Genomic DNA, 18,357 nt, shown 5'->3' on the forward strand with positions numbered 1-18,357 from the left:
GTCGCCCCGCGCAGCGTGCGGAGCAGCCCGGGGCGCGGACCCGAGGCGGCCCCGGGGACAATGTGTGTTGTGCACACCATCGTGACACCCGGCACGGCACGCGACCTGTCCCCGTACGTCGAACTCGACCGCGAGGCGTGGAGCCGGCTCCGGGCAAGTACACCGCTGCCACTGACCGCCGACGAACTGGAGCGGCTGCGGGGCCTCGGCGACGTCGTCGACCTCGACGAGGTGACCGACGTCTACCTCCCGCTGTCCCGGCTCCTCAACCTGTACGTGGCCGCCACCCGCGGCCTCAACTCCGCCCTCACCACGTTCCTCGGCAACGACGAGCGCCGCACCACGCCCTTCGTCATAGGCGTCGCCGGGAGTGTCGCGGTCGGCAAGAGCACCACCGCGCGCATCCTGCGCGAACTGCTGGCCCGCTGGCCCGACCATCCGCACGTGGCCCTGCTGACCACCGACGGATTTCTGTATCCCAACGCGGAGTTGGAACGGCGCGGCATCATGCACCGCAAGGGGTTCCCGGAGTCGTACGACCAGCGCGCGCTGGTGCGCTTCGTCGCCGACGTCAAGGCCGGGAAGCCGGAGGTCAGCGCACCGGTCTACTCGCACCTGACGTACGACATCGTCCCCGAGGAACGCCTGTTCGTACGCCAGCCCGACATCCTCATCGTCGAGGGCCTCAACGTCCTGCAGCCCGCACGCGTCGGCGCCGACGGCCGCCCCCGCCTCGCGGTGTCGGACTTCTTCGACTTCAGCGTGTACGTCGACGCGCGCACCTCGGACATCCGGCGCTGGTACCTGGACCGGTTCCTGAAGCTGCGTCAGACCGCGTTCCGGGACCCGGCGTCGTACTTCCGCCGCTACGCCGCCATGACCGAGGACGAAGCCTTCTCCTACGCGGAGGGCATCTGGCGCGACATCAACGAGCTCAACCTCGTACAAAACGTCCTGCCCACGCGCGGCCGGGCAACCCTCGTGCTCCGCAAGGACACGGACCACACGGTGAGTCGGCTGCGCCTGCGCAAGCTCTAGCCATACCGTCCGGGCATGCTGCATCTGAGGGCCATCGTGCCGCGCGAGAAGTCCGGTGCCGTACGCCGCCTGCTCGAAGCGGAGCCGGGCGTCACCCATCTGGTCGTGTGGCCGGGTGTCGCCGTGTCACCGCCCGGCGATGTCATCGCCTGCGACATCGCCCGCGAGTCGGCGAACCTCGTGCTCGACGACCTGCGCGCGCTCGGCATCGACGAGGACGGCTCCATCGCGCTGGAGAGCCTCGACGTCGCGCTGTCCCGGTCCGCGCGCGAGGCCGAGTCGGACGCGCCGGGCGAGGGCGCCGACGCGGTGGTGTGGGAGCAGATCACCGAGGCGACGTCCGAAGAGTCCACGTTCACCGTCACGTTCCTGGCGTTCCTGACGATCGCCACCATGATCGCCGCGTGCGGTGTGCTCCTCGACAACCCGATCCTCATCGTCGGAGCGATGGTCGTGGGACCGGAGTTCGGCCCGCTGGCCGGGCTGTGCGTGGCGACCGTGCAGCGCCGCCGCGGGCTCGCCGCGCGGTCCGCCTTCGCGCTGCTGGCGGGCTTCCCGATCGCGATGTCGCTGACCATGGCGTTCACCTGGCTGCTCACCTGGTCGGGCGACTTCGACAAGAGCATGCTCGAAGGCGACCGCCCGCAGACGTCGTTCATCTACCAGCCCGACTGGCTGTCCTTCTGGGTCGCCTTCCTCGCCGGCGTCGCGGGCATCCTGTCGCTCACGTCGTCGAAGTCCGGGGCGCTGATCGGCGTGCTGATCTCGGTCACCACGGTCCCGGCGGCCGCCAACGCGGCGGTGGCGGTGGCGTACGGCGACCTCAGCCAGGCGGGCGGCTCACTCGGCCAACTCGGCCTGAACCTGGGCGCGATCGTGGTGGCGGGCACCGGCACCCTGCTCGCGCAGCGGTACGCGTGGAGCAGGACGCACGGAAAGCACCACCCCGGCGTCCCTGGCCTGCGACGCGACTGACCCGCAAAGACCGCGGCCCCCGCCCGGAAGTCCGGGACGGGGGCCGCCGCTTGCCTGTTGCCCGGCCTGGGATCAGACGGCCAGCTCGGCGCGTACGACGTCGGCCAACGCCCCGGCCTCGCGCTGGGCCTGCTCGTGCGTCTGCGCCTCGACCATGACCCGCACCAGCGGTTCGGTGCCCGACGGGCGCAGCAGCACCCGGCCGCCGCCGCCCAACCGCGCCTCGGCGTCGGCGACCGCCGCGGCCAGACCGGCCGACGCCTGCACGCGGGTCCGGTCCACCCCCGACACGTTGATCAGCACCTGCGGCAGGCGCGTCATGACCGCGGCGAGCTCGTGCAGCGGGCGGCCGGTCTGCGCGACCCGCGACAGCAGGTGCAGCGCGGTCAGCGTGCCGTCGCCGGTCGTCGCGTGGTCCAGCATGACGACGTGGCCGGACTGCTCGCCGCCGAGCGTGAGGCCACCGGCCTGCATGGCCTCCAGGACGTACCGGTCGCCGACCGCCGTCTCGACGATCTTGACGCCGGCGCCCTGCATCGCGAGCTTGAGGCCCAGGTTGGACATGACGGTCGCGACGAGGGTGTCCTCGCGCAGCGTCCCCGCGTCGCGCATGGCAAGCGCGAGCACCGCGAGGATCTGGTCGCCGTCGACCTCGTCGCCGTTCGCGTCCACCGCGAGGCAGCGGTCCGCGTCGCCGTCGTGCGCGATGCCCGCGTCGGCGCCGTGCTCGACCACGGCCGCCTTCACGTCGTCCAGATGCGTCGAACCGCAACCCTCGTTGATGTTGAGGCCGTTCGGCTCCGCGTGGATCGTCACGACCTCGGCACCGGCCTGGCGCAGTGCGTCGGGGGCGACCCGCGACGACGCGCCGTTGGCGCAGTCCAGCACGACCTTCAGGCCGTCCAGGCGGTGCGGCAGCGTGGCGAGCAGGTGGTCGACGTACCGCTCGTGGCCCTCGGGATGGTCCTGGACACGGCCGACCAGCGCGCCCGTCGGACGGTCCCACTCGGTCCCGAGCAGCGACTCGATGCTGTCCTCGACGTCGTCGGGGAGCTTGTGCCCGCCGCGCGCGAAGAACTTGATGCCGTTGTCGGGCATCGAGTTGTGGCTCGCCGAGAGCATGACGCCCAGGTCGGCGCCCAGCAGGCCGGTCAGGTGCGCGACCGCGGGAGTCGGCAGGACCCCGGCCCGGTAGACGTCCACCCCGGCACCCGCGAGGCCCGCGACCACGGCCGCCTCCAGGAACTCGCCCGACGCCCGCGGGTCGCGGCCGACCACGGCGAACGGCCGCCGCCCGTGGCCCCCGGTGCGACCCTGCGAACCCAGCACCCGGGCGGCGCAGACCGCCAGGTCCAGGGCCAGTTCGGCGGTCAGCCGGCCGTTGGCCAGACCGCGTACCCCGTCCGTACCGAAGAGTCGTCCCACCTTCGGACCTCCCGCATCACACCGCGAGCACGCGGTCGTCGACAGAGTCGACGCATCAGACATGGACCAAACACATGGACTGAACACGGATCCAACACAGCTCGAACGCGTCAGGCAAAAGCACCGGGGAATGCCGGAAAAGCATCGGGCCCCGGGGCACAGACTCTGTGCCCCGGGGCCCGATGCAAAATGCAGGCTGCCCGCGCCGGATTTAACGCTTGCTGTACTGCGGAGCCTTACGGGCCTTCTTCAGACCCGGCTTCTTGCGCTCGGTGGCGCGCGGGTCACGCGTCAGGAAGCCGGCCTTCTTCAGCGCCGGGCGGTTCAGCTCGACGTCCGCCTCGTTGAGCGCACGGGCCACGCCCAGGCGCAGCGCGCCGGCCTGGCCGGAGACGCCGCCACCCGCGATGCGGGCGATGACGTCGTACTTCTCGTCCAGCTCAAGGATCTTGAACGGCTCGTTGACGAGCTGCTGGTGAACCTTGTTGGGGAAGTACTGCTCGAGCGTACGCCCGTTGATCTTCCACTTGCCGGTGCCCGGGACGATGCGCACGCGGGCGATGGCCTCCTTGCGGCGGCCGGTGGCGGCACCCGGCTGCGGGTCGCTGAAGCGACCGGCCAGGGACTCCGAGGTGTAGCTCTCGAGGGTGACCTCTTCGGAGGTCGTCTCCTCGATGGGGGCCTCAGCGGTGGTCTCGGCCACGATTCTCCTCTTTGCGATCCTCAGCCGCTTGTCGCGGCTGTGTTGTGGCCGTGACTACTGCGCGACCTGGGTGATCTCGAACGGCACCGGCTGCTGGGCCTGGTGCGGGTGCTCCGGACCCGCGTACACCTTGAGCTTCGACAGCATCTGCCGGCCCAGGGTGTTCTTGGGGAGCATGCCCTTGATGGCCTTCTCGACTGCCTTCTCCGGGTTCTTGGAGAGAAGGTCGTCGTAGCGGACCGCGCGGAGACCACCCGGGTGGCCAGAGTGGCGGTACGCCATCTTCTGGGTCCGCTTGTTGCCGGACAGGTGAACCTTGTCCGCGTTCACAATGATGACGAAATCGCCGGTGTCGACGTGCGGCGCGTACACCGGCTTGTGCTTGCCCCGGAGCAGGGCAGCGGCCTGGGTGGACAGACGGCCGAGCACGACATCGGTCGCGTCGATGACGTGCCACTGACGCTGGACGTCGCCGGGCTTAGGGCTGTACGTGCGCACGGTCGATAGCCTTCGCTTCTTCGTGAGTGTGTGCTGACGGGATGGCGCTTGGCTGGGCCCGACGACTCCCACGCGATGTCGATCTCAGATCTCGATCTCAGAGCATGCGGGGTGCTGCCGGGGGTCTCTTGCGGCGCCCGGCGTACCGACTTCACTCAAGCAAGCCAATACGCACAACGAACCGGCAGAATACCGGGTTTACGCGGCGCCGGTCAAAACGAGCCTCGGGGGGCTGTGCTCCCCGAGCCCCCTCCCCTGCCTGTCAATGGTATCCGCCCGTACGAGCGGTTCCGACCACGTACCGGGACGGCCGCCCGCCGACAGTATGCTGCGGGCCACATGGCGAGGGCCTGCGATGCGGCCCGGACCGGGCCCGAACCGGCCCGGCGCCCGACCAAGCCGCGGGAAATCGGTGGGAGGCTGCGGTGAGCGCGGACACCAACGGCAACGGGCGCGGCCGGGAGCACGCCGGCCCCGCCGAACCGGCGCCGTGGACCATACGACCCGGAACACCCCTGGACGACACCGGGGACCAGCTCCAAGACCCTTACGGGGCAACGCAGTCCGGGCCCGCGAGCGCATCCGGTACGCGCGGCCGCACCGGGGGCCGCGCCGCCGCCCGCCGGGCCCGGTCCGGACGCGGCGCTGCCGCCGCGGCCTCCGGCACCCCCGACTGGGGCGCTCTCGCCGACCGCGAGAGCCGCCGCCGGGCGCGGGCCCGTACCAACAAAATGCGCATCGGCGCCGCGCTGACCGTCCTGGCCGTCGTCGGGATCACCGGCGTCTGGCTGGCCACATCGTCGGGCGACGACTCGGGCCCCGCGGCGCAGACCGCCCCCACCGAGGCCCCGGTCGATCCGGCCGGCTCGGGGACCGCCAAACCCACCTTCAAGCCGGTGCCGACCATCCCCCCGGCACCCGGCAGCGCCAAGGTCCTCGCCGACCCGCAGCTCGACACCGCGCCCTTCACACCCGAGGCGCTGTTCCCGACCGCGCGCCTGGGCATCGACGGGCGCGTCTACAACGTCGTCGCCAAACGCCTGGACAACACCTGCGCGGACGCCGCCAACCCCGTGCTCGGCGACATCCTGCGCACCAAGGCCTGTGTCCAGATCATCCGGGCCACCGTCACCGGGCCCGACGGCACCGCGGCCACCGTCGCGGTCGCCGCGTTCGCCTCGCCGGACGACGCCAGGGCCGCCGCCGCCGACGGCAACGGCAACCGCGACGCCTCGCTGCTGGGCCTGCCCGGCGGCCCGGTCAAGGAGCTCTGCCCGCAGCCCGCACCCGACAAGCCCGGTGTCACGTGCATACGCCAGACCAACTCCGTCGGCCGCTACGGGGTCTTCCTGGTCGGCGGCTACCCGGGCCCGGACAACCGCATCGATCCGGCCAAGGGCGACCCCAAGGTCGAGCAGGCCGGCGACGACCTGGACCGGGTCGTCCGGGACACCCTCACCCTCCGCGGCGAGCAGCGCTCCCAGGCCATCTACGACAAGGCCAAGGCGGAGGCGGAGAAGGCGCTCGAAGGCAAGTGAGCGGACGGGCAACGGCGATGACGGCCCTGCCGAGGTCCGCGACCAGGCCGTGTCCGCGGGACAGGCCTGGGTCTAGACGATGTCGAGGCGGGGCCGCTTGGCCCTGGCGGCGCGCTCCGCGAGACGCTCGTCCGAGGGGTACGCCACCTCCTCCAGCACCAACCCGTGCGCGGGCGCCACATGCACCGACGAGTCGCGCACGCCGCGCGCCAACACCTCCGCGGGCCACCGCACCGGCCGCCGCCCCGAACCGACCGCGGTCATCGCGCCGACGAGCGAGCGGACCATGTTGTGGCAGAACGCGTCGGCGCGTACCGAGGCGATCACCAGTGGCGTGAAACCGGGCCCCGCGTCGGACTCGCCGGGCGTCTCGCGCGCCCAGTGGAAGTCCTTGAGGCAGCGGACCGTCGATGCGCCCTCGCGGCGCTTGCAGTAGGCGGCGAAGTCGTGGTCGCCGAGCATGAGGCCGGCGGCCTCGTTCATCAGGTCCACGTCGAGCGGGCGGTCGTGCCACACGACGTGCGCGCGGCGCAGCGGGTCGACGCCGCCGGGGGTGTCGCTGATGCGGTAGGCGTACCGGCGCCACTCGGCGGCGAAGCGGGCGTCGAACCCCTCGGGGGCGCGGGAGACTTCGCGGACCCGTACGTCGCGCGGAAGCGTGCCGGAGAGCCTGCGCACGAGCTGCGGGCCGTCCAGCGTCCACTTGTCCGCGGGGATGTCGACGTGCGCGACCTGGCCGCGCGCGTGCACGCCCGCGTCGGTGCGTCCGGCGACCGTCAGCTGCGCGGGCTCGGGGAGCCGCAGGACGGTGGTCAGCGCCTGCTCCAGGGTGCCCTGGACGGTCCGCAGACCGGGCTGGCGGGCCCAACCGGAGAAGTCCGTGCCGTCGTACGCCAGATCGATCCTCAGCCGCACCGGCTCCGGGTCGGCCGCTGGTCCCCCGTCCCCGCCTCCCGGCGCCGGGATCTCGGTGCTCACGCTGCTCTTCCCCACTCCGCAGGTGCCGTTCGTGTGTGCCCAACTCGCCTGTGGCGCAAGGCGTCCGCGCGGATCGCGCAGGCGGACGCGACGGCCGGCGCGGGCCAAAAGCCGCGGGCCCGCTCGCCACCCCTGAGGGAGGAGAACGGGCCCGCGCACGTCAAAGTGGACTCAGGTGTCCGGACGACTCCCGCTCGCGCGGGGAGTGCGTCACTTCTCCGTGTCGACCTTGTCCGCGTCGTCGCCGGCGGCCTCGGGGGCCTCCTCGACATCGGCAGCCTCGGCCTCGTCGGCGTCGGCCTTCTTGCTCGTGTCGACCTTGGTCTCCTCGGCCTTCGCCGCCTGCTCCTTGACGGAGCGCTTGGTGGCGGCCTCGGCCTCGCCCACGGCGGTCTGCGCGACCGTCAGGGCCTCGACCAGCTCGATCACGGCCATCGGCGCGTTGTCGCCCTTGCGGTTCCCGATCTTGGTGATGCGGGTGTAGCCGCCGGGACGGTTCGCGTACCGGGGACCGATCTCCTCGAAGAGCGTGTGCACGACGCTCTTGTCGCGGACGACGGTGAGCACCTGGCGGCGCGCGTGCAGGTCGCCGCGCTTCGCCTTGGTGATCAGCTTCTCCGCGACCGGACGGAGCCGGCGGGCCTTCGCCTCGGTCGTGGTGATACGACCGTGCTCGAACAGCGCCGTCGCGAGGCCCGAAAGAAGCAGGCGCTCGTGGGACGGGCCGCCGCCGAGGCGGGCGCCCTTTGCGGGACGGGGCATTGCTTTCTCCTTGGTATCCCTGCACCGGCCGTATCAGGTACCGGTGTCAGTCCGTCCGAGCCGGTCGGCCCGGACGCGAGCCCCCGGCGGATCGCCGGGGGCGGTCCGTACGAGGGGAGGGCCCGGAAGCCCTCCCCCGCACGACGTTCTCAGTACTGCTCGGTACTGCGCGGTCTCCGCGTTGCGATCCTCGGGATCACTCCCGTCAGGACCTCAATGCCGGACCTCGGCGCCGGGACCTCAGTACTGCTCGGTCTCCGCGAAGCCGTGGTCGTCCTCGTCGCCGAAGCTGTCGGCCGCGGCGGTCGGGTCGAATCCGGGCGGGCTGTCCTTGAGGGCCAGGCCCATGCCGGCCAGCTTCGCCTTGACCTCGTCGATGGACTTCGCACCGAAGTTGCGGATGTCCAGCAGGTCCGCCTCGCTGCGCGCGACCAGTTCACCCACGGTGTGGATGCCCTCGCGCTTGAGGCAGTTGTACGAGCGGACCGTGAGCTCGAGCTCCTCGATCGGCAGCGCCAGATCGGCGGCGAGCGCGGCGTCCGTCGGCGACGGGCCCATGTCGATGCCCTCGGCGTCGACGTTGAGCTCGCGCGCCAGGCCGAACAGCTCGACCAGGGTCTTGCCCGCCGAGGCCATCGCGTCGCGCGGACGCATCGACGGCTTGGTCTCGACGTCCACGATCAGCTTGTCGAAGTCCGTGCGCTGCTCGACACGGGTGGCCTCGACCTTGTACGTGACCTTCATGACCGGCGAGTAGATCGAGTCGACCGGGATCCGGCCGATCTCCTGGCCCGCCTGCTTGTTCTGCACCGCGGAGACGTAGCCGCGACCGCGCTCGACGGTCAGCTCCATCTCCAGCTTGCCCTTGGCGTTCAGCGTCGCCAGGACCAGCTCGGGGTTGTGCACCTCGACACCGGCCGGGGGCGCGATGTCGCCGGCGGTGACCACACCCGGGCCCTGCTTGCGCAGGTACATCACGACGGGCTCGTCGTGCTCCGAGGAGACGACCAGCTGCTTGATGTTGAGGATGAGGTCGGTGACGTCCTCCTTGACGCCCGGCACGGTGGTGAACTCGTGCAGGACACCGTCGATGCGGATGCTCGTGACGGCGGCACCCGGGATCGAGGAGAGGAGCGTACGGCGCAGCGAGTTGCCGAGGGTGTAGCCGAAGCCCGGCTCCAGCGGCTCGATCACGAACCGGGACCGGAATTCGTCGACGACGTCCTCGGTCAGAGTGGGACGCTGTGCGATCAGCATGGGATTCCTCCATGTCTTCGGTGCCCGCTATATGACACCGACGGCTATGGCAAGGGTACGGGCGGAACGGTAGGAAACCGTCCCGCCCGACCCTTTTTGTCGTCTCTACCCGGGATTACTTGGAGTAGAGCTCGACGATGAGCTGCTCCTGCACCTGCGTGTCGATGACCTGACGCGCGGGCAGGGAGTGCACGAGGATCCGCATCTTGCCGGGGATGACCTCGAGCCACGCCGGAACCGGACGCTCGCCGGCCTCGGCGCGAGCGACCACGAACGGGGTCAGCTCGACGGAGTCCTTGCGGACCTCGATGATGTCGTTCTCGCTGACGCGAGCCGACGGGATGTCGGTCTTGACGCCGTTGACCTGGATGTGGCCGTGGCGGACAAGCTGACGGGCGTGGTCACGCGACTTGGCGAAGCCCGCGCGGTAGACCACGTTGTCGAGACGCGACTCGAGGATGCGCAGCAGGTTCTCGCCGGTCTTGCCCTGCTTGCGGTTCGCCTCCTCGTAGTAGCCGCGGAACTGCTTCTCGAGGACGCCGTAGATGCGCGCGCACTTCTGCTTCTCGCGCATCTGCAGCAGGTACTCGCTGTCCTTGGTACGGCCGCGGCCGTGCTCACCCGGCGGGTACGGCCGGATCTCGATCGGGCACTTCGGCCCTTCGCACTTGCTGCCCTTGAGGAACAGCTTCATCTTCTCGCGACGGCAGCGCTTGCAGTCAGCGCCGGTGTAACGCGCCATGGTTCTCTAACTCCTACTCGGCTTCAGGCTCAGACGCGGCGGCGCTTGGGGGGGCGGCAGCCGTTGTGGGGCACGGGGGTGACGTCCTGGATGGACCCCACCTCGAGGCCGGTGGCCTGCAGCGAGCGAATGGCGGTCTCACGGCCCGAACCCGGGCCCTTGACGAAGACGTCGACCTTGCGCATGCCGTGCTCCTGGGCACGGCGGGCAGCCGACTCGGCGGCCATCTGCGCGGCGAACGGGGTCGACTTACGCGAACCCTTGAAGCCCACGTGGCCCGCGGAGGCCCACGAGATCACATTGCCGTTCGGGTCGGTGATCGACACGATCGTGTTGTTGAACGTGCTCTTGATGTGGGCGTGCCCGTGAGCGACGTTCTTCTTTTCCTTGCGGCGCACCTTCTTGGCGCCGGTGCGGCTCTTGGGAGGCATCTGCTGGAAACTCCTGAGGTCGTCGGTCCGACTGAGCGGGGACCGTCATGATCCGGCTCGGCGGACTACTTCTTGCCCGGCTTCTTCTTGCCGGCGATGGCGCGACGCGGGCCCTTGCGGGTACGCGCGTTGGTGTGCGTCCGCTGACCGCGGACCGGGAGACCGCGACGGTGGCGAAGGCCCTCGTAGCAGCCGATCTCGACCTTGCGGCGGATGTCGGCCTGGACCTCGCGGCGCAGGTCGCCCTCGACGCGGTAGTTGCCGTCGATCCAGTCGCGGAGCTTGACCAGCTCTTCTTCGGTCAGGTCGCGAACGCGCGTGTCCGGGTTGACGCCGGTGTTGCTCAGGGTCTCCAGCGCGCGGGTGCGACCGACGCCGAAGATGTAGGTGAGTGCGACCTCGACCCGCTTTTCACGGGGCAGGTCTACGCCGACGAGGCGTGCCATGTATGTGGCTCCTGGGTTCGTTGGAGGTCATGCGCAGCACCGGTCCGGAAGGGTCTCTCTCGGATCCTTCGGTCCCCGGCCTCCAACCGGGGGTGGCGTCCCGCGCCTACCTGCTGCGGGGGTCGGGTGCTACGACTATTACGTGGTGCGTCGCGCGACGATCTCGTGCCGCGTGCGCGGTGCTCTGCCTGCCCGTGGGCGGCGGCCGGGGCTCAGCCCTGGCGCTGCTTGTGGCGCAGGTTCTCGCAGATCACCATGACCCGGCCGTGACGGCGGATCACCTTGCACTTGTCACAGATCTTCTTGACGCTCGGCTTGACCTTCATGATCTCTCCGGTACGTGCTGACAAGGGCACCCGGAGGCACCCTCATCGCCGAGGCGGTTATCGGTTCGCCCGACACGTCCGCGTGGACGCGGGGGCTCGCCTACTTGTAGCGGTAGACGATTCGGCCGCGGGTCAGGTCGTACGGGCTCAGCTCGACGACAACCCGGTCGTCCGGAAGGATCCGGATGTAGTGCATCCGCATCTTCCCGCTGATGTGCGCGAGGACCTTGTGCCCGTTCTGCAGCTCGACGCGAAACATGGCGTTGGGGAGAGACTCGATGACGGTGCCCTCGATCTCAATGGCCCCTTGCTTCTTGGGCATGTCCTCCGCGTTTCATCTACTCGGGAATCATCTACCGTTGGCTGCCTGCTTCACCTCAGGCCACGCTCGCGCACGGTCACAGGTGACCGGTCAGTCGGAGACGTGACAAAAAGCGGCTACAGATAAGCCGACGAGTCAGTCTAAGGCACGCACCCACCAGATGGGAAACCGGGGCGGCGGACCTTACCGCATAGGCGGACTTCTGCCGTCAACTGTACGCCCCCGCCACGGCCACCAGGACCACAAGGACCAGCAGCAGCACCCCCGCGCACCCTCCGGACCGTCGGCTCCCGGCCGCGGAGTCCGTACCGGCCCCGGCGGACACCGCAGAAGCCTCCGGCCCGGCTCCCCCGCCGGTACGCGTCTCCTCCCCGTCGCGGCGACCCGGCAGGTCGCGCAGCACCGCGTCCAGCTCCCCCGCGGTCGCCGCGGCCCGCACCCGGCGCAGCCGCGCCTGGTAATCGCCCAACGACAGGTCGCCCGAGGCCATGCGCTCGCGCAGGACCCCCGAGACCCGCTCCCGGTCCGCGGCCGTGACCGGCCGCGCCGCGTCGCTCCCGGTACCCCCGGCGTTCTCCATGCCCCCAGCGTAGAGACAGCGAAGACGGCGGGGCGGCACCGACGTCCCGCCGGCACCGCCCCGCGTCGCCGTGCGCGCTACGCCGGCAGGCTGGTGAGGACGACCGGGCCGTCCTCGGTCACCGCGATGGAGTGCTCCCAGTGCGCGGCGAAGCCGCCCGCGGTGGTCTTCACCGTCCACTCGTCCGGCATCGTGTACGTCCCCGGCTTGCCGAGCGTCACCATCGGCTCGATCGCCAGGCACACGCCGGGCAGCAGTTCGGGGCCCTGTCCCGGGCGGCCGTAGTTGAGGATGTGCGGCTCCTGGTGCATCTCGGTGCCGATGCCGTGGCCGCCGTAGTCCTCGACGATGCCGTACTGCCCGCCCGAGGCCGGGGTGTTGGCGCGGATGGCCTGCTCGACCGCGTGGCTGATGTCGGTGAGGCGCCCGCCGGGCTTGGCCGCCGCGATGCCGGCCCACATCGACTCCTCGCACACCCGGCTCAGCTCGGCGAGTTCGTCGGGGACCGCGCCGACCGCGACGGTGATCGCCGAGTCGCCGTGCCAGCCGTTGAGAATGGCGCCGCAGTCGATCGAGATGAGGTCGCCCTCGCGCAGCGGGGTGTCGTCCGGGATGCCGTGCACCACCACGTCGTTGACCGAGGCGCAGATCGACGCGGGGAACCCGTGGTAGCCCTTGAACGACGGGATCGCGCCCGCCTCGCGGATGGCGCGCTCGGCGAGCGCGTCCAGCTCGCGGGTGCTGGTCCCGGGGACCGCGGCGTCCCGGAGCTTCGCGAGAGTCGTCGCGACCACCGCACCCGCCAGCCGCATCTTCTCGATCTGCTCGGGGGTCTTGCGGTCGATCTTGTTGCGCCGCCTCTTGATCACCGGCTTGTCGTCCTTCCGCGCCGTCTCGGCGTCGTCGTCGGCCCGGGCGGGTCGTCCCGGACATCTGAGTTCCACTGGTGCCGCGCGACCCGTGCGCGGCGCGTACCCCGCCCGTACCCCGCGCGCACCTGCCGGGGAACACGAACATGGGCGACCCGGTGAGTACCCGGATCGCCCATGCCGCTCAAACGGTCGTGCTGGTGCCGCGCTGTACCGCTCGGTTCCGGTCAGCCGTCCTGCCGGAAGTCCTTCAGCGCGTTCTTGGCGCGCTCGGTGACGTCCGCCACCCGGCCCAGCGCGTCGATGACCACGAGGATGCCCTGTTCGGAGTAGTAGCCGATCAACGGCTCGGTCTGCTCCTTGAAGACGTCGAGGCGGTGCTTCACCGTCTCCTCGCGGTCGTCCTCACGCTGGTACAGCTCGCTGCCGCACTCGTCGCAGATCCCCTCGACCTTGGGCCGGTCGAAGAAGACGTGGCAGACATGCCCGTTGGCACGGCACTGCCGACGCCCGGACAGCCGCTGGATGATCTCCTTCGACGGGACGTCGAGTTCCAGGACCGCGTCGAGCTTGGTGCCGTGCTCGGCCAATATCTCGTCGAGCACCTTGGCCTGCGCCGTGTTGCGGGGAAAGCCGTCGAGCAGGAAGCCCTCGGCGGCGTCGGGCTGCGCGAGGCGGTCCCGGACCATGCCGATGGTGACTTCGTCGGGGACGAGGTTGCCCGCGTCCATGAACTTCTTGGCTTCGATGCCCAGAGGGGTCTTCTGGGCCACGTTGCTGCGGAAGAGATCGCCCGTCGAGATCGCGGGGATCGACAGGTCTTCGGCGATGTACTGGGCCTGGGTTCCCTTACCCGCGCCGGGGGGGCCCACGAGAACGATACGCATTTAGCGGAGGAAGCCTTCGTAGTTGCGCTGCTGGAGCTGGCTCTCGATCTGCTTCACGGTTTCCAGACCCACTCCCACGATGATCAGGATGCTCGTGCCGCCGAACGGGAAGTTGTTGGTGGCGTTGAACAGCACGAGCGCGATCATGGGTACGAGCGCGATCATGCCCAGGTAGAGCGATCCGGGCCAGGTGATCCGGGTGAGGATGTAGTTCAGGTACTCCGCAGTCGGTCTGCCGGCGCGGATGCCCGGGATGAAACCACCATACTTCTTCATGTTGTCGGCAACTTCTTCGGGGTTGAACGTGATCGCCACATAGAAGAAGGCGAAGAACACGATCAAGAGGAAGTACGTCGCCATGTAAAGCGGGTGGTCACCCTGCACGAAGTTCTTCTGGATCCACAGCGCCCAGCCCGAGTCGCTCCCGCTGAACTGCGCGATGAGCGCGGGAATGTAGAGCAGCGACGAGGCGAAGATCACGGGGATGATGCCCGCCTGGTTCACCTTGAGCGGGATGTACGTGGACGTTCCGCCGTACGCGCGCCGTCCGATCATCCGCTTGGCGTACTGCACCGGGATCCGGCGCTGCGCCTGCTCGACGAACACCACCAGGCCGACCATCAGCAGGCCCACCGCGATGACCGTGAAGAAGGCCACCCAGCCGCCGCCCAGCGTGCCGGTCTGCTTGATGTTCCACAGCGCCGCCGGGAAGCCGGCCGCCACCGAGACGAACATCAGGATGGACATGCCGTTGCCGATGCCGCGGTCGGTCACCAGCTCGCCCAGCCACATGATCACCGAGGTGCCGGCGGTCATGACCGCGACCATCACCAGGATCCGGAACAGGCTCTGGTCCGGCACGATCTGGTCGGGCTGGCACTCGCCGCCGCCCGCGCCGCTGAACAGCGAGCCGCTGCGGGCGGTCGCGACCAGCGCGGTCGACTGGAGGATCGCCAGCGCGATGGTGAGGTAGCGGGTGTACTGCGTGATCTTCGCGGTGCCGGACTGGCCCTCCTTCTTGAGGGCTTCCAGGCGCGGGATCACGACGGTCAACAGCTGCAGGATGATGCTCGCCGTGATGTACGGCATGATCCCGAGCGCGAAGATCGTGAGTTGCAGCAGCGCGCCGCCACTGAACATGTTCACCAGGCCGAAGAGGCCGCCCTGGTCCGCCTCGTCGACACACTTGCGGACCATCTGGAAGGACACGCCTGGGACCGGGATGTGCGACCCGATCCGGAACAGGACGATGATCCCCAGCGTGAAGAGCAGCTTCTTGCGCAGGTCGGGCGTGCGGAACGCCCGGGCGAACGCGGTGAGCACACTGCCTCCTGCGCCTCACCCGTCTGGGGCGAGTCGTTTGATCGATCGGTCCCGTGGAGTACGGGCCGGTCCCTTATTGGAACCTCACGGACAATAACAGCGTCGGCACGCGGAAAGTTCGCACGGACCGGGAGATTTGCTGTGCGGACGTGGACTCGACATCCCGCCGTCCCGCACCGGCATCCCTACGGTGCTCGCGCGGCCTGGCCGCATACGACGCAGGGGCGCCACCACCTTACCGGTGTGGCGCCCCTGCCAAGAAGCCGTCGGCTCTCAGACCTCGTCGGCCGAGCCGCCGGCCGCCGCGATCTTCTCCTTCGCGGAGCCGGAGAAGGCGTGCACCTTCACCCGGACCGCGACCGAGATCTCGCCCTGGCCGAGCACCTTGACCGGCTGGTTCTTGCGAACCGCACCCTTGGCCACGAGGTCGTCGACGGTCACGTCGCCGCCATCGGGGTACAGGGCGCCGAGCTTGTCCAGGTTCACGACCTGGTACTCGGTCCGGAACGGGTTCTTGAAGCCCTTGAGCTTGGGCAGCCGCATGTGCAGCGGCATCTGCCCACCCTCGAAGCGGGCCGGCACCTGGTAGCGGGCCTTGGTGCCCTTGGTGCCGCGACCGGCGGTCTTGCCCTTCGACGCCTCACCGCGACCCACCCGGGTCTTCGCGGTCTTGGCACCGGGAGCAGGCCGCAGGTGGTGCACCTTCAGCGGGTTCTCAGCACCCATTTCAGTCCACCTCCTCGACGGTGACGAGATGCGACACCGTGAAAATCATGCCGCGGATCTCCGGACGGTCCTCCTTGACGACCACGTCGTGGACGCGCTTGAGGCCGAGCGAACGGAGGGTGTCGCGCTGGTTCTGCTTGCAGCCGATCTTGGACCGGGTCTGCGTGACCTTGAGACGTGCCATCACGCACCCACTCCCGCGCGGGCCCGCAGCAGCGCGGCCGGGGCCACGTCCTCCAGCGGAAGCCCGCGGCGAGCCGCGATCTCCTCGGGACGCTGGAGGCCCTTGAGGGCCGCCACCGTCGCGTGAACGATGTTGATCGCGTTGTCCGAGCCGAGCGACTTGCTCAGCACATCGTGGATGCCCGCGCACTCCAGGACGGCGCGCACCGGGCCGCCGGCGATGACACCGGTACCGGGGGACGCCGGCTTGAGCAGCACGACACCGGCCGCCGCCTCACCCTGGATCGGGTGCGGGATGGTGCCCTGGATACGGGGGACCTTGAAGAAGTGCTTCTTGGCCTCCTCCACACCCTTGGCGATGGCGGCCGGCACCTCCTTGGCCTTGCCGTAGCCGACACCGACGGTGCCGTCGCCGTCGCCCACCACGACCAGCGCGGTGAAGCTGAAGCGGCGACCACCCTTGACTACCTTGGCCACACGGTTGATCGCGACGACGCGCTCGACGTAGGCGGTCTTCTCGGCGGCGGCGCCGCCGTCGCGCCGATCCCGCCGGTCCCGACGCTCGCCGCCGCCGGCTCCGCCACCGCGGCGCTGGGGTCCAGCCATCAGAAATTCCTCATCTGTCGTACGAAGCTTGTCCGGACCAGCGGGCTCAGAATGCCAGCCCGCCCTCGCGCGCGGCATCGGCAAGCGCGGCGATACGGCCGTGGTACTTGTTGCCCCCACGGTCGAACACCACGGTCTCGATGCCCGCAGCCTTGGCCCGCTCAGCGACGAGCTCGCCGACCTTGCGCGCCTTCTCGGTCTTGTCGCCCTCGTCGCCGCGGATGGACGTGTCCATCGTCGAGGCGGATGCGAGGGTGACTCCGGCCAGGTCGTCGATAACCTGCGCCACGATGTGCCGCGTGGAGCGGGTCACGACCAGACGAGGCCGCTGGGGGGTGCCGGAAACGCGCTTCCGGACCCGGATGTGCCGACGCTTGCGGGACGTGGACTTCTTCGCCACGCCCTTGCCGGCCTTCACACCGACGGCCATGCCTACTTACCAGCCTTTCCGACCTTGCGGCGGATGACCTCACCCGCGTACTTCACACCCTTGGCCTTGTACGGGTCGGGCTTGCGAAGCTTGCGAATGTTCGCGGCAACCTCGCCGACCTTCTGCTTGTCGATGCCCTGCACCTCGAACTTGGTGGGGCTCTCGACGATGAAGGTGATGCCCTCCGGGGCCTCGACGACGATGGGGTGGCTGTATCCCAGCGCGAACTCCAGCGAGGAGCCCTTCGCCGCGACACGGTAACCGACACCGCTGATCTCAAGCTTCTTGCTGTATCCCTGGGTCACACCGGTGATCATGTTCGCCACCAGCGTCCGGGACAGCCCGTGCAGGGCCTTCGAGAGGCGCTCGTCGTTGGGGCGGGTCACCGCGAGGGTGCCGTCCTCCAGAGCGATCTCGATCGGAGCGGCGAGGTTGTGCGACAGGGTGCCCTTGGGGCCCTTCACGACGACCTCGCGGCCATTGATGGTGACGTCCACGCCGGTGGGAACCGGGATGGGCAGCCGTCCGATTCGCGACATTGCCTATCCTCCTTTCCCGTTACCAGACGAAGGCGAGGACTTCCCCGCCCACGCCCTTCTTGGCGGCCTGACGGTCGGTCAGGAGTCCCTGCGACGTCGAGATGATCGCGACGCCGAGCCCTCCCAGCACCTTCGGCAGGTTCGTGGACTTTGCGTACACCCGCAGACCGGGCTTGGACACGCGGCGGATGCCGGCGACCGAGCGCTCGCGGTTCGGGCCGTACTTCAGGTCGATGACGAGGCTCTTGCCGACCTCGGCGTCCTCGACGCGCCAGCCCTGGATGTAACCCTCCTGCTGGAGGATCTCCGCGATGTGCGACTTGATCTTGCTGAACGGCATCACGACGTCGTCGTGGTATGCCGAGTTGGCATTCCGCAGACGCGTGAGCATGTCTGCGATGGGGTCGGTCATGGTCATGACGGCCTCAGGGCCTTTCTCGCCGCGGTTTCCCGAAATGCGATCTGTCCCGGGGACGCCCCTCCCGAAGGAGGGGCGGCACACAGGGCGACTGCGGGACGGGACCTACAGCGTTTGTATCGGACACCCCGCGCGGACGCGGGGTGGTCGCCGGCAGGCGGGGTTCGCCTACCAGCTGCTCTTGGTGACGCCGGGCAGCTCGCCGGCGTGCGCCATAACGCGCAGGCACACACGGCACAGACCGAACTTGCGGTACACCGAGTGCGGGCGACCGCACCGCTGGCAGCGCGTGTAACCGCGCACCGCGAACTTCGGCTTGCGAGCGGCCTTGGCAATCAGGGCCTTCTTCGCCACG

At 69.6% G+C, this 18,357-nt stretch carries 25 protein-coding genes; 3 read left to right on the top strand and 22 right to left on the bottom strand.

Annotated features, from left to right (window positions below):
* Positions 1-60: 60 nt before the first annotated feature.
* On the top strand, positions 61-1,038 hold the full coding sequence (gene coaA / locus ACWD12_RS02395; RefSeq protein WP_450097980.1) for a type I pantothenate kinase: 978 nt from the start codon (positions 61-63) through the stop codon (positions 1,036-1,038).
* 15 nt (positions 1,039-1,053) lie between these two features.
* Positions 1,054-2,013 (top strand): DUF389 domain-containing protein, encoded by a 960-nt coding sequence (locus ACWD12_RS02400; protein ID WP_450097981.1) that lies wholly within the window; start codon positions 1,054-1,056, stop codon positions 2,011-2,013.
* A 72-nt stretch (positions 2,014-2,085) separates the two neighbouring features.
* Here the strand turns inward: ACWD12_RS02400 and glmM are convergent, their stop codons facing one another.
* From glmM to rplM, 3 genes are all read right to left on the bottom strand, one after another.
* Entirely contained in the window at positions 2,086-3,438 is a 1,353-nt protein-coding gene (glmM, locus tag ACWD12_RS02405) for a phosphoglucosamine mutase (protein WP_358360772.1), read from the bottom strand.
* Between the two features lie 211 nt (positions 3,439-3,649).
* Positions 3,650-4,141: a 30S ribosomal protein S9 gene (gene rpsI / locus ACWD12_RS02410; protein ID WP_358360773.1), complete on the bottom strand. Its 492-nt coding sequence runs from the start codon at positions 4,139-4,141 to the stop codon at positions 3,650-3,652.
* 54 nt (positions 4,142-4,195) lie between these two features.
* Positions 4,196-4,639 (bottom strand): 50S ribosomal protein L13, encoded by a 444-nt coding sequence (gene rplM / locus ACWD12_RS02415; protein WP_358360776.1) that lies wholly within the window; start codon positions 4,637-4,639, stop codon positions 4,196-4,198.
* 425 nt (positions 4,640-5,064) lie between these two features.
* Between rplM and ACWD12_RS02420 the strand changes: the two genes are divergently transcribed.
* Positions 5,065-6,177, top strand: coding sequence for a hypothetical protein (locus ACWD12_RS02420; protein WP_450097982.1), 1,113 nt, complete (start codon positions 5,065-5,067; stop codon positions 6,175-6,177).
* Between the two features lie 72 nt (positions 6,178-6,249).
* Here ACWD12_RS02420 and truA read toward each other — a convergent pair whose 3' ends face one another.
* The 19 genes from truA to ACWD12_RS02515 form a co-directional block, all read right to left on the bottom strand.
* Complete coding sequence (gene truA / locus ACWD12_RS02425) at positions 6,250-7,155, bottom strand: tRNA pseudouridine(38-40) synthase TruA (RefSeq protein ID WP_435839155.1); 906 nt, start codon at positions 7,153-7,155, stop codon at positions 6,250-6,252.
* Positions 7,156-7,365: 210 nt separating this feature from the next.
* On the bottom strand, positions 7,366-7,917 hold the full coding sequence (rplQ, locus tag ACWD12_RS02430; protein WP_358360780.1) for a 50S ribosomal protein L17: 552 nt from the start codon (positions 7,915-7,917) through the stop codon (positions 7,366-7,368).
* Between the two features lie 240 nt (positions 7,918-8,157).
* A complete protein-coding gene (locus ACWD12_RS02435; protein WP_235054790.1) occupies positions 8,158-9,174 on the bottom strand; it encodes a DNA-directed RNA polymerase subunit alpha in 1,017 nt (338 codons plus the stop codon).
* A 115-nt stretch (positions 9,175-9,289) separates the two neighbouring features.
* A complete protein-coding gene (rpsD, locus tag ACWD12_RS02440) occupies positions 9,290-9,916 on the bottom strand; it encodes a 30S ribosomal protein S4 (protein ID WP_358360782.1) in 627 nt (208 codons plus the stop codon).
* Positions 9,917-9,945: 29 nt separating this feature from the next.
* A complete protein-coding gene (gene rpsK / locus ACWD12_RS02445) occupies positions 9,946-10,347 on the bottom strand; it encodes a 30S ribosomal protein S11 (protein ID WP_235054792.1) in 402 nt (133 codons plus the stop codon).
* A 65-nt stretch (positions 10,348-10,412) separates the two neighbouring features.
* On the bottom strand, positions 10,413-10,793 hold the full coding sequence (gene rpsM, locus ACWD12_RS02450) for a 30S ribosomal protein S13 (RefSeq protein ID WP_358360785.1): 381 nt from the start codon (positions 10,791-10,793) through the stop codon (positions 10,413-10,415).
* A gap of 212 nt (positions 10,794-11,005) precedes the next feature.
* Positions 11,006-11,119 (bottom strand): 50S ribosomal protein L36, encoded by a 114-nt coding sequence (gene rpmJ / locus ACWD12_RS02455; protein ID WP_009740505.1) that lies wholly within the window; start codon positions 11,117-11,119, stop codon positions 11,006-11,008.
* Positions 11,120-11,219: 100 nt separating this feature from the next.
* Positions 11,220-11,441 (bottom strand): translation initiation factor IF-1, encoded by a 222-nt coding sequence (infA, locus tag ACWD12_RS02460; protein WP_018382544.1) that lies wholly within the window; start codon positions 11,439-11,441, stop codon positions 11,220-11,222.
* A gap of 208 nt (positions 11,442-11,649) precedes the next feature.
* Complete coding sequence (locus ACWD12_RS02465) at positions 11,650-12,021, bottom strand: DUF1707 domain-containing protein (RefSeq protein ID WP_450097983.1); 372 nt, start codon at positions 12,019-12,021, stop codon at positions 11,650-11,652.
* Between the two features lie 77 nt (positions 12,022-12,098).
* On the bottom strand, positions 12,099-12,890 hold the full coding sequence (gene map / locus ACWD12_RS02470; protein ID WP_358360791.1) for a type I methionyl aminopeptidase: 792 nt from the start codon (positions 12,888-12,890) through the stop codon (positions 12,099-12,101).
* A gap of 227 nt (positions 12,891-13,117) precedes the next feature.
* Positions 13,118-13,777, bottom strand: coding sequence for an adenylate kinase (locus ACWD12_RS02475; protein WP_358360794.1), 660 nt, complete (start codon positions 13,775-13,777; stop codon positions 13,118-13,120).
* The gene (gene secY, locus ACWD12_RS02480) at positions 13,778-15,100 is read right to left on the bottom strand and encodes a preprotein translocase subunit SecY (RefSeq protein ID WP_358360797.1); all 1,323 of its coding nucleotides are present in this window, start codon (positions 15,098-15,100) and stop codon (positions 13,778-13,780) included.
* A gap of 273 nt (positions 15,101-15,373) precedes the next feature.
* Positions 15,374-15,826, bottom strand: coding sequence for a 50S ribosomal protein L15 (gene rplO, locus ACWD12_RS02485; protein WP_358360799.1), 453 nt, complete (start codon positions 15,824-15,826; stop codon positions 15,374-15,376).
* 1 nt (position 15,827) lies between these two features.
* Complete coding sequence (gene rpmD / locus ACWD12_RS02490) at positions 15,828-16,010, bottom strand: 50S ribosomal protein L30 (RefSeq protein ID WP_358360802.1); 183 nt, start codon at positions 16,008-16,010, stop codon at positions 15,828-15,830.
* Positions 16,010-16,615 carry a 30S ribosomal protein S5 gene (rpsE, locus tag ACWD12_RS02495; protein WP_231778751.1) on the bottom strand — a complete coding sequence of 202 codons (606 nt, stop codon included), beginning with the start codon at positions 16,613-16,615 and terminating at the stop codon, positions 16,010-16,012. Before rpsE ends, rpmD begins: the two co-directional genes overlap by 1 nt.
* A 46-nt stretch (positions 16,616-16,661) precedes the next feature.
* On the bottom strand, positions 16,662-17,045 hold the full coding sequence (gene rplR / locus ACWD12_RS02500) for a 50S ribosomal protein L18 (protein WP_358360804.1): 384 nt from the start codon (positions 17,043-17,045) through the stop codon (positions 16,662-16,664).
* A 2-nt stretch (positions 17,046-17,047) separates the two neighbouring features.
* Complete coding sequence (gene rplF / locus ACWD12_RS02505; RefSeq protein WP_358360806.1) at positions 17,048-17,584, bottom strand: 50S ribosomal protein L6; 537 nt, start codon at positions 17,582-17,584, stop codon at positions 17,048-17,050.
* 19 nt (positions 17,585-17,603) lie between these two features.
* Positions 17,604-18,002 carry a 30S ribosomal protein S8 gene (gene rpsH, locus ACWD12_RS02510; protein ID WP_358360809.1) on the bottom strand — a complete coding sequence of 133 codons (399 nt, stop codon included), beginning with the start codon at positions 18,000-18,002 and terminating at the stop codon, positions 17,604-17,606.
* Between the two features lie 168 nt (positions 18,003-18,170).
* On the bottom strand, positions 18,171-18,356 hold the full coding sequence (locus tag ACWD12_RS02515; protein ID WP_179814568.1) for a type Z 30S ribosomal protein S14: 186 nt from the start codon (positions 18,354-18,356) through the stop codon (positions 18,171-18,173).
* Position 18,357 lies beyond the last annotated feature (1 nt).

Source organism: Streptodolium elevatio (genome assembly GCF_053592165.1).

Coding starts and splice junctions, on each gene's coding strand:
- coaA (WP_450097980.1), top strand. CDS start 61: ATGTGTGTTGTGCACACCATCGTGACACCCGGCACGGCACGCGACCTG.
- rpsD (WP_358360782.1), bottom strand. CDS start 9,916: ATGGCGCGTTACACCGGCGCTGACTGCAAGCGCTGCCGTCGCGAGAAG.
- ACWD12_RS02400 (WP_450097981.1), top strand. CDS start 1,054: ATGCTGCATCTGAGGGCCATCGTGCCGCGCGAGAAGTCCGGTGCCGTA.
- rplQ (WP_358360780.1), bottom strand. CDS start 7,917: ATGCCCCGTCCCGCAAAGGGCGCCCGCCTCGGCGGCGGCCCGTCCCAC.
- rpsM (WP_358360785.1), bottom strand. CDS start 10,793: ATGGCACGCCTCGTCGGCGTAGACCTGCCCCGTGAAAAGCGGGTCGAG.
- ACWD12_RS02465 (WP_450097983.1), bottom strand. CDS start 12,021: ATGGAGAACGCCGGGGGTACCGGGAGCGACGCGGCGCGGCCGGTCACG.
- rpmD (WP_358360802.1), bottom strand. CDS start 16,010: ATGGCACGTCTCAAGGTCACGCAGACCCGGTCCAAGATCGGCTGCAAG.
- rpsK (WP_235054792.1), bottom strand. CDS start 10,347: ATGCCTCCCAAGAGCCGCACCGGCGCCAAGAAGGTGCGCCGCAAGGAA.
- rplO (WP_358360799.1), bottom strand. CDS start 15,826: ATGGGTGCTGAGAACCCGCTGAAGGTGCACCACCTGCGGCCTGCTCCC.
- rpsE (WP_231778751.1), bottom strand. CDS start 16,615: ATGGCTGGACCCCAGCGCCGCGGTGGCGGAGCCGGCGGCGGCGAGCGT.
- ACWD12_RS02435 (WP_235054790.1), bottom strand. CDS start 9,174: ATGCTGATCGCACAGCGTCCCACTCTGACCGAGGACGTCGTCGACGAA.
- rpmJ (WP_009740505.1), bottom strand. CDS start 11,119: ATGAAGGTCAAGCCGAGCGTCAAGAAGATCTGTGACAAGTGCAAGGTG.
- rplF (WP_358360806.1), bottom strand. CDS start 17,584: ATGTCGCGAATCGGACGGCTGCCCATCCCGGTTCCCACCGGCGTGGAC.
- rpsH (WP_358360809.1), bottom strand. CDS start 18,002: ATGACCATGACCGACCCCATCGCAGACATGCTCACGCGTCTGCGGAAT.
- infA (WP_018382544.1), bottom strand. CDS start 11,441: ATGCCCAAGAAGCAAGGGGCCATTGAGATCGAGGGCACCGTCATCGAG.
- ACWD12_RS02475 (WP_358360794.1), bottom strand. CDS start 13,777: ATGCGTATCGTTCTCGTGGGCCCCCCCGGCGCGGGTAAGGGAACCCAG.
- rplR (WP_358360804.1), bottom strand. CDS start 17,045: ATGGCCGTCGGTGTGAAGGCCGGCAAGGGCGTGGCGAAGAAGTCCACG.